The sequence below is a fragment of the Polaromonas sp. genome (assembly GCF_029945925.1).
In the GTDB taxonomy this organism is placed as follows: Bacteria; Pseudomonadota; Gammaproteobacteria; order Burkholderiales; family Burkholderiaceae_C; genus Polaromonas.
The window spans coordinates 123,819-137,793 of record NZ_JAQSDN010000040.1; the positions used below are offsets into that span (position 1 = coordinate 123,819).

At 63.2% G+C, this 13,975-nt stretch carries 14 protein-coding genes; 9 read left to right on the plus strand and 5 right to left on the minus strand.

The window, feature by feature from the left end; genetic code table 11:
* Window positions 1-140 precede the first annotated feature (140 nt).
* A complete protein-coding gene (locus PSV40_RS12950) occupies window positions 141-512 on the minus strand; it encodes a hypothetical protein (RefSeq protein ID WP_300538155.1) in 372 nt (123 codons plus the stop codon).
* Window positions 513-910: 398 nt separating this feature from the next.
* On the opposite strand from PSV40_RS12950, the gene sdhC reads away from it, so the two are divergent.
* From sdhC to PSV40_RS12970, 4 genes are read left to right on the plus strand one after another with little or no spacing between them, the layout of a single operon-like run.
* Window positions 911-1,303 (plus strand): succinate dehydrogenase, cytochrome b556 subunit, encoded by a 393-nt coding sequence (sdhC, locus tag PSV40_RS12955; RefSeq protein WP_300538158.1) that lies wholly within the window; start codon window positions 911-913, stop codon window positions 1,301-1,303.
* The gene (sdhD, locus tag PSV40_RS12960) at window positions 1,300-1,638 is read left to right on the plus strand and encodes a succinate dehydrogenase, hydrophobic membrane anchor protein (RefSeq protein WP_300538160.1); all 339 of its coding nucleotides are present in this window, start codon (window positions 1,300-1,302) and stop codon (window positions 1,636-1,638) included. Before sdhC ends, sdhD begins: the two co-directional genes overlap by 4 nt.
* A gap of 45 nt (window positions 1,639-1,683) precedes the next feature.
* Window positions 1,684-2,433 carry a succinate dehydrogenase iron-sulfur subunit gene (locus PSV40_RS12965; protein WP_300538163.1) on the plus strand — a complete coding sequence of 250 codons (750 nt, stop codon included), beginning with the start codon at window positions 1,684-1,686 and terminating at the stop codon, window positions 2,431-2,433.
* Between the two features lie 30 nt (window positions 2,434-2,463).
* Entirely contained in the window at window positions 2,464-2,691 is a 228-nt protein-coding gene (locus PSV40_RS12970) for a hypothetical protein (RefSeq protein ID WP_300538166.1), read from the plus strand.
* Between the two features lie 43 nt (window positions 2,692-2,734).
* Here the strand turns inward: PSV40_RS12970 and PSV40_RS12975 are convergent, their stop codons facing one another.
* Window positions 2,735-2,923 (minus strand): hypothetical protein, encoded by a 189-nt coding sequence (locus tag PSV40_RS12975; RefSeq protein ID WP_300538168.1) that lies wholly within the window; start codon window positions 2,921-2,923, stop codon window positions 2,735-2,737.
* Window positions 2,924-2,953: 30 nt separating this feature from the next.
* Between PSV40_RS12975 and PSV40_RS12980 the strand changes: the two genes are divergently transcribed.
* Complete coding sequence (locus PSV40_RS12980; protein WP_300538171.1) at window positions 2,954-4,777, plus strand: 7TM diverse intracellular signaling domain-containing protein; 1,824 nt, start codon at window positions 2,954-2,956, stop codon at window positions 4,775-4,777.
* An 8-nt stretch (window positions 4,778-4,785) separates the two neighbouring features.
* On the opposite strand, the gene PSV40_RS12985 is transcribed toward PSV40_RS12980, so the two are convergent.
* Window positions 4,786-5,253, minus strand: coding sequence for an Lrp/AsnC family transcriptional regulator (locus tag PSV40_RS12985; protein WP_300538173.1), 468 nt, complete (start codon window positions 5,251-5,253; stop codon window positions 4,786-4,788).
* 103 nt (window positions 5,254-5,356) lie between these two features.
* Between PSV40_RS12985 and mdeB the strand changes: the two genes are divergently transcribed.
* The gene (mdeB, locus tag PSV40_RS12990) at window positions 5,357-8,056 is read left to right on the plus strand and encodes an alpha-ketoglutarate dehydrogenase (RefSeq protein WP_300538176.1); all 2,700 of its coding nucleotides are present in this window, start codon (window positions 5,357-5,359) and stop codon (window positions 8,054-8,056) included.
* Window positions 8,057-8,133: 77 nt separating this feature from the next.
* Here the strand turns inward: mdeB and purN are convergent, their stop codons facing one another.
* Together purN and PSV40_RS13000 are read right to left on the minus strand one after the other, a co-directional pair.
* Window positions 8,134-8,748, minus strand: coding sequence for a phosphoribosylglycinamide formyltransferase (purN, locus tag PSV40_RS12995; RefSeq protein WP_300538178.1), 615 nt, complete (start codon window positions 8,746-8,748; stop codon window positions 8,134-8,136).
* Window positions 8,749-8,768: 20 nt separating this feature from the next.
* A complete protein-coding gene (locus PSV40_RS13000) occupies window positions 8,769-9,956 on the minus strand; it encodes an MFS transporter (RefSeq protein ID WP_300538180.1) in 1,188 nt (395 codons plus the stop codon).
* 155 nt (window positions 9,957-10,111) lie between these two features.
* Here PSV40_RS13000 and PSV40_RS13005 point away from each other — a divergent pair, with 155 nt between their 5' ends.
* From PSV40_RS13005 to PSV40_RS13015, 3 genes are all read left to right on the plus strand, one after another.
* Window positions 10,112-11,293 carry an acyl-CoA dehydrogenase family protein gene (locus PSV40_RS13005; protein ID WP_300538183.1) on the plus strand — a complete coding sequence of 394 codons (1,182 nt, stop codon included), beginning with the start codon at window positions 10,112-10,114 and terminating at the stop codon, window positions 11,291-11,293.
* A gap of 95 nt (window positions 11,294-11,388) precedes the next feature.
* Window positions 11,389-12,504 (plus strand): acyl-CoA dehydrogenase family protein, encoded by a 1,116-nt coding sequence (locus PSV40_RS13010; protein ID WP_300538186.1) that lies wholly within the window; start codon window positions 11,389-11,391, stop codon window positions 12,502-12,504.
* 75 nt (window positions 12,505-12,579) lie between these two features.
* On the plus strand, window positions 12,580-13,959 hold the full coding sequence (locus tag PSV40_RS13015; protein WP_300538189.1) for an alpha/beta fold hydrolase: 1,380 nt from the start codon (window positions 12,580-12,582) through the stop codon (window positions 13,957-13,959).
* Window positions 13,960-13,975: the final 16 nt, after the last annotated feature.

Consider the following 13,975-nt stretch of genomic DNA (forward strand, 5'->3'; position numbering starts at 1 on the left):
TATCATTTTTATAGCATTCTGATGCTCCCCGGGTCTCGGTGCGCACCTTGTCGGGTGCAGACTTCAATCACAGAAAAGAAATATTTCTGCTCCGCAGAGCAACGAGGTTCGCTTGCTTGGGGCGCCAGTGCAACACTGCATTAGGGTTTGCCGTTGAAGCGAAATATCGCGCTGCGCTTAACCATGTGATCCATCTGGTCCGCGGCGTTGATGGTCAGGGAGTGCGGGGTACGGCCCAGCCTGGGGCGAATGTAGGCCGCGCCTTCCCGCGCAAGCTCGATTTGCCAATCTGACGCGTCTGCAAGCAGCGCGATCACCAGATTTTCCAGTGCAATGACCCGGGTTTGAAGCTGAACCAGTTCGGCATTGGCCAACGGCGGAACATCGGGCTGTGCCTCGGTTGGCGCCAAGCCCGGGTGGCCGGGCCCCGCGCCGCCTTCGTTGTCCCATCTTGAAAGTGCTTTAAAAAGAAGCTGGGCACGTTCCCGGGTAACTTTTTTGGTATCTGGCATGAAGGGCTCCTGACCAAGTGGCGTGCAAATATTCAAATTCTGCCACCCTGAGGCAGAAAAACTGCCTGCAAGGTTTTGGGCACGGCGTGGCGCCCTCACCATCCCAGCCGAACCTCCCGCTTGTTTGGAAAAGTCCCGCGCACGCGTTGAAATCGCTAACAAACGATATTTTCCTACAAGCCACATCCGCCAGGTGGCGTAGATTGACTGCTTGTTAACGATGCAAACTCAAGGCTTGGTCCATGTCTTGGTGATTGACGGCGATCGCAAACCGATGGCAGTCGTCAATGCGTGATATGCGCTTCGGCTACTGATGATGATGGAGGAGCAATACGAAGAGACTCTTTTGCGAAACTACGTCATGCACGTCGGCTACCAGCAAGAGTAAGGATTTTTCGGTGAAAAAGGATCCCATTGGTTTTCCGGTTCGACCGGTTTTTCTCAATCTCGCGCAGATTCAACTCCCCGTTGGTGCGCTGACATCCATCTTGCACCGGATCACCGGCGTTTGTTTGGCCGTGGGTGTTCCCTTCGCGGTGTACCTGCTGGATCTTTCGCTTCGTAACCAGCAGGCCTTCGCAAGGGTGACAGGCTTGTTCGGCAACCATGCTTTCAAGGCAGCCATGGTGTTTTTGATCTGGACATTGGCGCACCACATCCTGGCTGGCATTCGTCATATGTTGACTGACGTCAACGTGGGCTCAACGCTTCACAGCGGACGCCGCAGTGCGTGGTCGGTGAACATTGGCGGATTGGCCTTGGGGCTGCTGGCGGCTGGGGCCATGCTGTGAACCGCAAGCTCGCGGGGCTACCGACTTGGCTCGCGCAGCGCGTGAGTGCGGTTTACATGCTGCTGTTCTTCTTGTCTTTTCTTGTCTATTTTCTGCTTTACCCAATTCATTCTTACCCGGAGTGGCGGGCATGGGTGGCTAAACCCGCAATGAGCGTTGCTCTGTTTGTTTTTTTTGTAGCGCTGCTGTCGCACATGTGGGTGGGTCTGCGCGACGTGGTGTTCGACTATTTGCAGCCGGCAAGTTTGCGGCCGCTGGTGGCTGGCGTTCTGGGCATTGGGCTGGCAGGGGTTGGCGTCTGGCTGGTCTGGATACTTTTTCGGGCGCAGACCTAGCCCAAACGGGCGGCGGCAGCCACCGTCAACTCAACGGAGCAGTTTATGCATCTTTCCATTGCCCGCTACAACCCCGAGCTTGACGCCAAGCCGTACATGCAGGACTACACCATCGAAATTGGCGACACCGATCACATGCTTCTCGATGTGTTGGTCCGGCTCAAGCAACAGGACAACACGCTCACACTGCGAAAGTCATGTCGTGAAGGCGTTTGCGGATCGGACGCGATGAACATCAATGGCCGCAACGGCTTGGCATGTGTGACGCGTCTCAAGGATCTGCAACAACCGGTCGTGATTCGGCCCCTGCCAGGCTTCCCCATCATTCGCGATCTGGTCGTCGACATGACCAACTTCTTCAAGCAATACCATTCGATCTCACCCTACCTGATCAACGCAGAGCCACCGCCTGAAAAAGAACGCCTCCAGTCACCTCTGGAACGTGACAAGCTCAATGGTGCCTACGAGTGCATTCTTTGCGCGTGTTGCAGCAGTCAGTGCCCGTCTTACTGGTGGAATCCGGAGAAATTTGTTGGCCCAGCAGGCTTGATACAAGCCTACCGCTTCATCGCCGACAGCCGGGACCGCGCAACCGCGCAGCGACTTGACAATCTGGCTGGCCCTTACCGCCTATTCCGTTGCCGCACCATCATGAACTGCTCTGAGGTGTGCCCGAAAGGCCTGGAGCCGTCCCATGCCATTGAGAAAATAAGGTTGCGGATGCTGGACGTGCAGATCAAGGGCAAGTTGCCAACGCACGCTACCTCGTCAATCAAGCCAGACGAAAGCGCCTGAATTTGGCCTATTTCTTTTTACGTCGTCATCATGCCCGGCAATTTCAACCACGCACGCCGGGTCACCGGCGAAGACCCGAACGAGCTGAAAAAATTCATTGACGCCAATGCCCACCGCGTGCCGCTCGATGCGGTGGATGCACCGACCCTGCTGGTCGAACACAGCGCCACTTTGCGCGCCGTCGAGCAGCAGTGGCCCAAAATCAGGTTCCACACGCCGCGCGAACACGCGGGCCTGGTGTTCCAGTCAAAAATATAGCCTTTTCGGCCTCCAGCCCAGAAGGATCGGGCGCAAACAGCTATTAATTACATAGCAACTCCGCTCTGCCCCGTCGCTGCGTCTTGAGGAAATCGCTGACCTCCAGCAGGACCAGCTCGTTGTTGGCAGCCTGGTTTGGCTTGCAGCTGCTGGAAAACTGCAGCCTGTTGACCTTGTCCACGATGATCTGCGAGGCGGACGGTCCGCTGCCGGACAGCAGGCGCTTTTGCAATAAGCTATGTGGATGTACAGAAAGGCCAGTGTGCGCATTTTTTTTCTGGTGCTGCTTGGCCTGGTGCTGCGGGCAGGCCACACGCAGGACTTTGGCCGCCTTTACAGCGACAGCGTCACCATCACGCTGGCCGAACCGCTGCAGTGGGTGGCCGTGCCCAAAGGCACGATTGCCTCGCCTGACGCCTTCACCGCCGCCGGGTCCTGGGGCTTGCAGCCCTACACCGACAGCACGGTCCTTCCCACTTCGGGCAAGCAGGACGTCTGGGCCACCTTCTCGCTGCCGGCCACCGAAACCCTGCAAACCTGGTTCATCCGTTTGCCGGGCCAGGCGCTCGTCAAGGCCAGCCTTTTCTCGCGCGGCCCGCAGGGCGAGTGGCTGACCCAGTCAGCCGGCGAGGCGATTGCGCCGGCCGACTGGTCATTGCGCACCCGCGTGCCCAGCTTTGAATTGCAGACCCGCAGCGACCGCGTGCAGACCTACTACCTGCGCTTCGAGAACAACCGGGCGCTCACGGGGCGGCCCATGCTGCTGTCTCCCGTCGAGTACGTTGACGGCGCCTCCCGCGTGGGCGTGGTGATTGGCCTGATGTGGGGCATGTTCAGCGTGCTGGCCGCGCTGAGCCTGGCCGCTTTCGCGATGGCACGCAACCGGGTATTTTTGTGGTTTGGCGCCGTGGTGGTGACGCTGATGTTCACGCAGCTGGTTCTGATCGGCTACGGTAGCTGGCGCATGTGGCCAGGCAGCGCACACCTCAACCAGGTCATGGGCTGGGTCTCGGCCGCTTTGAGCATGGCCGCCGGGGCATGGTTCTGCGCCCAGGCCAGCTACGCCAAAAGCGGCCACCCGCGCATCTACCGGCTGCTGGCCATCGTCGCAGCAGGCAGCCTGCTCATGGCCGGCCTGGCGGCGATTGATCGGGACTTCATCCCGCGCGACCTTCGCAACCTGTGGCTGGCGCTGGCCACCGTGGCGATCCTGGGCAGCCTGGTGTGGATGTCCCTGCGCGGGCAGGCGTGGAACCTCCTGCTCTTGCTGGGTACGGCGCCCATTACGCTGGCGGCACTGGCCCGGCTGTCCCACAACGCGGGCTGGGTGCAGAACATCGAGGCGGCACAGGCGGCCGGCGTGCTGTCGGCCATGGTCGGACTGCTCTGGATCTTCCTGGTGCTGGCGTGGCGCAGCCGGGCGGCACTGTTTTCCACCCATCGCGGTGCCGCCCTCGCAACTTATGACCCGGCCAGCGGGCTGATGCTTCCCCGGGTGATCGACAGCCGGCTCGGGCAAATGCTGCTGCGCGCGCGCCGCAAACGCTCGGAATGCGGCCTGTTGATGCTGAGCTGGCTCGACCAGGTCCCCAGCCCGGACGAACTGAGCGACCACAAGCGCAGCACCGCGCTTTCGCGCATCGGCGAAATCCTGCGACGCGCCGCGCGCGACATGGACACGGTGGTCCGTTACGACGAGAACCTGTTTCTGATGCTCATCGAAGGCCCGGTCAACCGCGGCGCAGTCTCCGAGGTCGCCACCAAGATCCTGGCGGACTGCATACGCCTGTCCGAAAAGCTGGACGACCCCAACGCGTTCAACCTGCACATGGCCATATGGCACGGCACGCCGGGGGCCCAGACCGGACAGAAAATCATCGACAGCCTCCAGACCCGCCTGCGGCGAATGAGTTCAGGACCGAAGCGTTACGTCCAGTTTGTCGATGCTGCCGGCGAACCAGCGAGCCTTCCGGCGGAGGACAGCACACGCCGGGAGGATCTCATGGCAAAAATCAATGCGCTCGAAACCTCGCATCCGGCGTTCCATGACGATAAGCTGGCACCGCGGCAAGCCCCTGTCCGCTAGCGCAGTGGTCACGGTGCGGGCAATGGCAGGGCCGTCTTGTACCGGACCTGCTTGAGCGCAAAGCTCGAGCGTATTTTTTCAATGCCCGGAATCGGCGTGAGCTGCTCGAGGATGAATTTCTCGAGCGCCGCGATGTCGGCCACGGCCACACGGATCAGGTAGTCGCTGTCGCCCGTCATCAGGTAACACTCCATGACCTCGTCATGCTCGGCAATGCGCCGCTCGAACTCGGCGAGCGAGTCCTTGTTTTGCGAGCGCAGGCTGATGGAAATGAACACACTCAGGCCCAGCCCCAGCGCCGCGGCATTGGCGATCGCCACATAACGATCGATCACCCTGGCCGCCTCCAGCGCCTTGACCCGGGCCAGGCAGGGGGACGGGCTCAAATGCACGCGCCGGGCCAGCTCCACATTGGACAGCGAGCCGTCGCGCTGCAACTCCTCCAGTATCCGTAAATCCAGTGCATCCAGCTTCATGACGCTTCATCTCTCCCATTCAAAGCATTTTATGCCGTCGAAAACACTTTTGGCGACGTATTTTGACAGTTCATGTGGCGCCAACCGGCCTATATTGGAGGACATGAATGCACCCGTCCCCCTTCACGCCCTGCAGCAGGCTGACATGTCCACACCCCCCGACACCGATCCCCAGGAAACCGCCGAATGGCGCGAAGCTTTCATGGCGCTGGCCGCGACGCAAGGGCCGGAGCGTGCGCGTTACCTGCTCGATGAACTGGCGCGTCTGGCGCGCGAGCAGCGCGTGGGCTGGAAACCCGAACTCGCCACGCCTTATGTCAACACCGTGGGCGTCAACGAGCAGCCGGTCTTTCCGGGCGACCTGGCGATGGAGGAACGGCTGGCCTCGCTGATGCGCTGGAACGCACTGGCCATGGTGGTGCGCGCCAATCAGGCCGAGTCGGGCGGCTCGAGCGAGCTCGGCGGCCACATTGCCAGTTATGCCAGCGCGGCCGACCTGTTTGAAACCGGCTTCAACCACTTCTTTCATGCACGCGAAGGGCTCGGTCAAATCGACGGTGTTCACCAGCACCGCGGCGACCTGGTGTTTTTCCAGCCGCACAGCGCGCCCGGCGTGTATGCCCGCGCCTACCTCGAAGGCCGGCTCAACGAGAAGGATCTGGGTTTTTACCGGCAGGAACTCTCGGCGGCGACGCAAGGCGCCCAGGGACTGTCGAGCTACCCGCACCCTTACCTGATGCCCGACTTCTGGCAGTTCCCGACCGGCTCCATGGGCATAGGCCCGATCAGCTCGATCTACCACGCGCGTTTCATGCACTACCTCACCCACCGGCGCCTGCTTGACTGCACCGGCCGAAAGGTGTGGGGCGTGTTCGGCGACGGCGAGATGGACGAACCCGAGTCGATGAGCGCGCTGACCCTGGCCGCGCGCGAAGGCCTGGACAACCTGGTCTGGGTCGTCAACTGCAACCTACAGCGCCTGGACGGCCCGGTGCGCGGCAACGGCCGCATCATCGACGAACTTGAAAAGCTGTTTGCCGGCGCGGGCTGGAACGTCATCAAGCTGGTCTGGGGCAGCGACTGGGACGGCCTGTTCGCGCGCGATCTGACGGGTGCGTTGACGCAGGCCTTTGCCCACACGGTGGACGGCCAGATGCAGACCTTTGCCGCCAAGGACGGCCGCTTCAACCGCGACAACTTCTTCGGCCAGAACGAGGAGCTCGCGCGCCTGGCGCAGGGCATGACCGACGAACAGATCGACCGGCTCAAACGCGGCGGCCATGACCTGGTGAAAATCCACGCGGCCTATGCCGCCGCCGCGAACCACACCGGCCAGCCCACGGTGATCCTTGCGCACACCAAAAAAGGCTATGGCATGGGCAGCGCCGGCCAGGGCAAGATGACCACGCATTCGCAGAAGAAATTCGACGAAAGTGATCTGCTCGAATTCCGCAACCGCTTCAACCTGCCGCTCAGCGACGAACAGGCAAAGCAACTGGCGTTTTACAAGCCGGCCGCAGACAGCCCGGAAATGCAGTACCTGCACGCCAGGCGCGCCGCGCTGGGCGGTTATCTGCCCCAACGCGAAACCAGCGCCAACACCGTCGCTGTCCCCGCCCTGCCCGTGTACGCGAACTTTGCCCTGGCTGCCGACGGCAAGGAGATGAGCACCACCATGGCCTTTGTGCGCATGCTGGGCGGTCTGCTCAAGGACCAGGCGCTGGGCCCGCGCATCGTGCCCATCGTCGCCGACGAGGCACGCACCTTCGGCATGGCGAATCTGTTCAAGCAGGTCGGCATTTATTCCAGCGTGGGCCAGAAATACGCGCCGGAAGACATCGGCTCGGTGCTCAGCTACCGCGAGGCTCTCGACGGGCAGATCCTCGAGGAAGGCATCAGCGAAGCCGGCGCGCTGGCCAGCTGGACGGCAGCCGCCACCAGCTACAGCGTGCACGGGCTGGCGATGCTGCCCTTCTACATTTATTACTCGATGTTCGGCTTCCAGCGTGTGGGCGACCAGATCTGGGCCGCCGCCGACCAGCGCGCCCGCGGCTTTTTGCTGGGCGCGACCTCGGGCCGCACCACCCTGGGCGGCGAGGGCCTGCAGCACCAGGACGGCACCAGCCACCTGGTGGCCGCGACCATTCCCAACTGCAAGGCCTACGACCCGGCCTTTGCCTGCGAGCTGGCCGTCATCCTTGACCGCGGCATGCAGGAAATGATGGTGGAGCAGCAGGACGTTTTTTATTACGTCACGCTGATGAACGAGAACTACGCCCAGCCTGATCTGCGGCCCGGCTCGGAAGCCGGCATTGTTCGTGGTTGCTATAAATTTGCTAGCTACTCGCGCACACCAGACAAGGGCCAGAGCCCGAAAAGGCTTGAAAAAGTGACGCTGCTGGGCTCCGGCGCGATTTTGACCGAGGTGATCAAGGCGGCGCAGCAACTCGCTGAGCGGGGCATGGAAGTCACGGTGTACAGCGTGACCAGCTGGAGCGAACTCGCGCGTGACGGCGCGGCCTGCCAGCAGCGTGCGCTGGCCAACGAATCCACACCAGAGGCTTTCATCGCGCAACAGTTGAAGGACAGCGAAGGCCCCATCATCGCCGCCACCGACTATGTACGCGCCGTGCCTGAAAGCATCCGCGCCTTCCTGCCGGCCGGCCGCAGCTACCTGACCCTGGGCACCGACGGTTTCGGCCGCAGCGACACACGTGCGGCGCTGCGCGGGTTTTTTGGCGTGGACGCGGCCAGCATCGTCAAGGCGGCGCTGCACCAGCTTGGCTTGTCATTGCGGGCTTGACCCGCAATCCATGGCCCCGGATCACGCAGACAACTGCGCAGAAGTCATGGATCCCGGGTCACGCCCGGGATGACAGCTCAGCGACAAGCCGCGCTGCGCAGCCAGTCGCGTATCGCTTGCGGGTAGAGCAGGTGCTCCTGCATCTGCACCCTCGCCGCCAGCGTGTCGGCGCTGTCGCCCGGCAGCACCGGCACGGCCGCCTGCGCCAGCATGGGCCCGTGGTCCAGCTCGGCCGTGACCTGGTGCACGGTGCAACCGGCTTCTGTACAACCCGCATCCAGTGCGCGCTGGTGCGTGTTCAGGCCGGGGAAAGCCGGCAGCAGCGAAGGGTGAATATTGACCAGTCGCCCGGCGTAGTGCTGCACAAACGCTGGCGTGAGAATACGCATGAACCCGGCCAGCACCACCAGGGCGGGCTGGTGGGTGTCGATCAGTGCCATCAGCGCTGCATCAAAGGCTTCGCGCGTGGCAAACGCCTGGTGGCTCAGAACCTGCGTGGCCACGCCCAGCGACTGGGCGAGCTGCAGCCCGGCCGCGTCGGGCCGGTTGCTGATGACCGCAGCCACATGGGCTCCGAACTGCTGCTGCCAGTGCTGCGCCTGCGCAGCCCGGACGATGGCCGCCATGTTCGAGCCGCTGCCCGAGATCAGGATCACGATGTTTTTGGGCTGGCGTGGCATCAGGTTGGGCATGGGTGCATGGATTATCGCCATCACGCCCGCGGCTGCGGCGGCCTGGCCAGGGCAAACAACGCCAGCGTCACCACGCCCATGCCGACCAGCAGCCAGAGCAGCCCGGTGTAGCCTCCCAGCCCCAGCAAGGCCCAGGCCGTCAGGAACGGTGCCGCCGCGCGGGTGCACAGCGCAATGCCCGACATCGCGCCGCTGATGCGCCCCACATGTTCGCGGCCGTAGAAGTCCGGCACGATGTTGCTGCGCACGATGGTGATCAGGCCGTTGGCCACCCCAAACAGCACGGCAAAAGCGACCAGCACCACGGGCTGGCGGCCCAGCGCAAACAGCATCAGCGCCAACGGAAAAAGGGCCAGCACAGCCAACCCCAGTGCGCGGTGATTCAGGGAGCGACCCAACCACAAAAAGGCAAAGCGTCCTGCCACCTGCGCCGGGCCAAACCAGACCATGACGGCCACCGCCTCGGCCTGCGTGAGCCCGCGGGATTCGAATGCGGGCATCAGGTGCGCCCACACAGTGGACAGTGCAAAGGTGTAGAGCGTGAAGGTGGCGGTCAGCAGCCAAAAGGTGCGGCCCTGCATGGCCTGACGCAGCGTCGCCTGATCCTGCGCCGCTTTCACCGGCGCGGCGCCGGGCATAGGCGGGCACTTCCAGGCGCCGCGCAGCACCCACGCATGCAGGGGTGCCACCAGAAGCAGGGCCAGCGCCATCACCAGCAGTGCAGGGCGCCAGCCCAGGCGGGCCTGCAGCCAGGCCACCGCCGGAAACGACAGCGTGCTGGCAAAACCGCCGACCAGTGTGATGGTGGTGATGCCCTGGCGGTAGCGGTCGGGGAAACGTTTGGTGATCTCGCTGAAAGCAGGCTCGTACAAGGTCATCGCCATCGCCAGCCCGAGCAGCGCCCACGCGGCGTACAGCAACGGCAGACTGTGCGCCTGCGACCAGAGTGCACAACCGGCAGCACCGACCAACGCTCCGCCGGTCAGCACGGCGCGTCCGCGCCCGCGGTCAATCGCCGCGCCCACCGCATAGGTCGCCAGGCCCCAGACCATCAGACCCAACGTGAAAGCCCCCATGATGTCGGGCTGGCTCCAGCCCATGTCGCGCTGCATGGGCAGCACAAAGGAAGAAAAGCCGTAGTACATGATGGCCCAGACAAGAATCTGGCCGACGCTGAGGGCGCTGATGATGGTGCGGTAGGAAGGCAAAGTGGGGTGATTATCCGGGGCGGGAAAAAGCACTTGCCCGCGCCCGATTCTGCAAGGCGGAATCGCTCGCCATTTGTCCCAACTGGGACATAAAATTCCGAACGACCGTGCTAAAAATGCAGCAGTAACTCGAACCCGACGGAGACACGCATCTTATGGATCTCGCTTTTACCCCCGAAGAACAGACATTCCGCGAAGACATTCGCGCCTGGGTTCATGCCAACCTGCCGGCCGACATTTCGCACAAGGTGCACAACGCCTTGCGCCTGAGCCGCGACGACATGCAGCGCTGGGCCAAAATCCTCGGCAAAAAAGGCTGGCTCGGCCATGGCTGGCCCAAGGAGTTCGGCGGCCCGGGCTGGAACGCGGTGCAAAAACACCTGTTCGAGGAAGAATGCGCACTCGCAGGTGCACCCCGCGTCGTGCCGTTTGGCCCGGTGATGGTGGCGCCGGTGATCATGGCCTTCGGTTCGCCCGAGCAGCAACAACGCTTTCTGCCCGGCATTGCCAGCGGCGAAGTCTGGTGGAGCCAGGGTTACAGCGAACCGGGCTCCGGCTCGGACCTGGCCTCGGTCAAGTGCCGGGCCGAACGTGTTGGTGACAACTACATCGTCAACGGCCAGAAGACCTGGACCACGCTGGGCCAGTACGGCGAGTGGATTTTCTGCCTGGTGCGCACCAGCACCGAAGGCAAGCCGCAAACCGGCATTTCCTTCCTGCTGATCGACATGAAGTCGCCCGGTGTCACCGTGCGGCCCATCGTGCTGCTCGACGGCGAGGCCGAGGTCAACGAGGTCTGGTTCGACAACGTCGAAGTCCCGGCCGGGAACCTGATCGGCGAAGAAAACAAGGGCTGGACTTATGCCAAACACCTGCTCAGCCACGAACGCACCAACATTGCCGACGTGAACCGCGCCAAACGCGAACTCGAGCGCCTCAAACGCATCGCCAAGGCCGAGGGCGTGTATGACGACCTGCGCTTTCGCGACGAAATCGCCAAGATGGAAGTCGATGTGGTGGCCCTCGAAATGCTGGTGCTGCGCGTGCTCTCGGCCGAAAAGTCCGGCAAGAACTCGCTGGACATCGCCGGCCTGTTGAAAATCCGCGGCAGTGAAATCCAGCAGCGCTACACCGAGCTCATGATGCTGGCCGCCGGCCCTTTCAGCCTGCCCTTCATCGAGGAAGCCATGGAGGCCGGCTGGCAAGGCGACTTCCCCGGCGGCATTCCCGCCGACGCGCCGCTGGCGTCGACCTATTTCAATATGCGCAAGACCACGATTTACGGCGGCAGCAACGAAGTGCAGCGCAACATCGTGTCGCAGTTCGTTCTGGGTTAACGGAACCGTTCGGGCTGAGCCTGGCGAAGCCTGCATGCACATCAAAAAAGCCCTTCGACCAGCTCAGGGTGAACGGCAATATATGGAGAGTAGCAATGGATTTTGATTTCAGCGACGACCAGGAACAACTGCGTGATGCCGTGGGCAAGTGGGTCGCCAAGGCTTACGACTTCGAGCGCCGCCGCGGCATTGCCAAGGCCGGCGGTTTCTCGCGCGAGGCTTACGGCCAGCTCGCCGAACTCGGCCTGACCGGCCTCTACATTCCCGAGGACGACGGCGGGCTCGGCATGGGTCCGGTCGAAGGCATGGTCGTGATGGAGGAACTCGGCCGCGGCATCGTGCTGGAGCCGCTGGCCCAGGCCCTGATCGCCGGCGCCGTGTTGTCCGGCTACGCGCCCGCCGATGTCAAAGCCGCCTGGCTGCCGAAAATCGCCGGCGGCGAAGCGCTGGTGGCACTCGCCTCGCAGGAGCGCGCCGCCCGCTACCGGCTCGATGTTTGTGAAGCGAAAGCGACTGCAGCCGGCGCCGGATGGGCGCTGACAGCTACCAAAAACATAGTGCCCGCCGGTGACCAGGCCGATGCCTTCATCGTCCCGGCGCAGGCCAAGGGCAAGATCGCGCTGTTCCTGGTCGAACGCACGGCCCAGGGCGTCAGCACCCGCGGCTACGGCACACAGGACGGCGGCCGCGCGGCTGACGTCGTGCTCAAGGACGCGCCCGCCACACTGATCACGCTGGACGGCCTGGCGGCGCTGGAGCATGCCACCGACATCGGCATCGCCGCCACCTGCGCCGAAGCCGTCGGCGTGATGGACAAGACCCTGGCCATCACCGTCGAGTACATGAACACCCGCAAGCAGTTCGGCGTGGTGATCAGCAGCTTCCAGGCGCTGCGGCATCGCGTGGCCGACATGAAGATGCAGCTGGAGCTGGCCCGCTCCATGAGTTATTACGCCTCGCTCAAGCTCAACGCCCCGGCCGCAGAACGCCGCGCCGCCATGGCCCGAGCCAAGTACCAGCTCGGCGTCTCCATGCGTTTTGTCGGCCAGCAGGCGGTGCAGCTGCATGGCGGCATCGGCGTGACCGACGAATACATCGTGAGCCACTATTTCAAGCGGCTGACGCAGATGGAAATGAGCTTCGGCGACACCCTGCACCACCTGGGTGAAGTGTCGTCGCGCATGCAGGACACTGCGGGCGTCTTCGCCTGACTTGCCCGCGACATATTGAAAAATGATGCTCCGTGGCATGAATCACGGGCACTTTTTAATTCCAGGAGACCAACCATGATGTTGCACCGCCGCCTTCTTCTCGTGCTTGCTGCCAGCGGCCTGGTGCTGGCCGGTTGCGCCACAACGCCCACAACCGGGGAACACCCGCCCATCGTGTTTGTGCACGGCAACGGCGACAGCGCTTCCCTCTGGCAAAGCTCGGTCTGGCGCTTCGAGTCCAACGGCTGGCCGCGCGAACGCCTGCACGCCATCGACCTGCCTTACCCGCTGGCGCGCGACGAAGACGGCAAAGCCCAGCCGGGCCGCAGCTCGACCGCGGAGCACACGGCCTACCTGAAATCGGAAGTCGACAAAGTGCTGCAGGCCACGGGCGCCTCCCGGGTGGTGCTGGTTGCCAACTCGCGCGGGGGTTATGCCGTGCGCAACTACATCCAGAACGGCGGAGGCAGCGCGCGTGTCAGCCATGCCATCCTGGGCGGCACGCCCAACCATGGCGTCTGGGCCATCAAGGGTTTCCGCGAAGCCAACGAGTTTTCCGGTAACGGGCCTTTCCTGACCGGGCTCAACGCCCCGAAAAACGCCGCCGGCGACGAAGTCACCGGGCCCGTCAAGTGGCTGACCCTGCGCTCGGACAACAACGACAAGTTTGCCCAGCCCGATGGTCTGTGGATAGGCGCCAAAGGCACCCCGACCAACGTCAGCTTCGAGGGCCCGGCCCTCAAGGGCGCGACCAATCTTGTGCTGCCACGCGTCGACCACCGCGAGACCTCGTTTTCACCGGCGGCGTTTGAGGCGACCTACCGTTTCATCACCGGCAAAAACCCACAGACGTTGACCATCCAGCCCAACTCACCGCTGGTGCTCAACGGCAAGATCACCGGCCTGGGTCTGCGCCCGACCGACCCGGCGTCGGGCAACTATTCGAACAACCTGCCGCTGCCCGGCGCGCAACTCGCGGTCTACGCCACCGACGCCGCCACCGGTGCACGCCTGGGCAACGCCGTGCACAACAAGACGGTTGGTGCCGACGGCCTCTGGGGGCCCTTCACCGCCCAGACCGGCACGCCCTATGAATTTGTCATCAGCGCGCCAGGGTATGCCACCACCCACATCTACCGCAGCCCTTTCCCGCGATCCAGCAGCCTCATCCACCTGCGCGCCGACCGCCCTGCAGACGCCGACAAAAGCGCCAAGTCCAGCATCACGCTGACGCGGCCACGCGGCTACTTCGACGCGATGCGCGACAAGATGTCGTTCGACGGCAAGGCGCTGCCGGGCGTGCCGCCCGCGGGCGCAGGCGTGTCGAGTTCCAAGATCAACTTGAGCCAGGACGGTGTTCGGCCGATTGCGGCCGAGTTCAACGGCGAAAAAATCACCGGCCGGACCTGGCCGGCCGCAGACAACCACCTCGTGGTGCTGGAGCTGACCTATTGATGCTGGCGGGATGTTG

Excerpts from the sequence above, each read along its gene's own strand:
- PSV40_RS12950 (WP_300538155.1), bottom strand. The coding sequence starts at position 512 with ATGCCAGATACCAAAAAAGTTACCCGGGAACGTGCCCAGCTTCTTTTT.
- PSV40_RS12965 (WP_300538163.1), top strand. The coding sequence starts at position 1,684 with ATGCATCTTTCCATTGCCCGCTACAACCCCGAGCTTGACGCCAAGCCG.
- PSV40_RS12970 (WP_300538166.1), top strand. The coding sequence starts at position 2,464 with ATGCCCGGCAATTTCAACCACGCACGCCGGGTCACCGGCGAAGACCCG.
- PSV40_RS12985 (WP_300538173.1), bottom strand. The coding sequence starts at position 5,253 with ATGAAGCTGGATGCACTGGATTTACGGATACTGGAGGAGTTGCAGCGC.
- mdeB (WP_300538176.1), top strand. The coding sequence starts at position 5,357 with ATGAATGCACCCGTCCCCCTTCACGCCCTGCAGCAGGCTGACATGTCC.
- purN (WP_300538178.1), bottom strand. The coding sequence starts at position 8,748 with ATGCCCAACCTGATGCCACGCCAGCCCAAAAACATCGTGATCCTGATC.
- PSV40_RS13005 (WP_300538183.1), top strand. The coding sequence starts at position 10,112 with ATGGATCTCGCTTTTACCCCCGAAGAACAGACATTCCGCGAAGACATT.
- PSV40_RS13010 (WP_300538186.1), top strand. The coding sequence starts at position 11,389 with ATGGATTTTGATTTCAGCGACGACCAGGAACAACTGCGTGATGCCGTG.
- PSV40_RS13015 (WP_300538189.1), top strand. The coding sequence starts at position 12,580 with ATGATGTTGCACCGCCGCCTTCTTCTCGTGCTTGCTGCCAGCGGCCTG.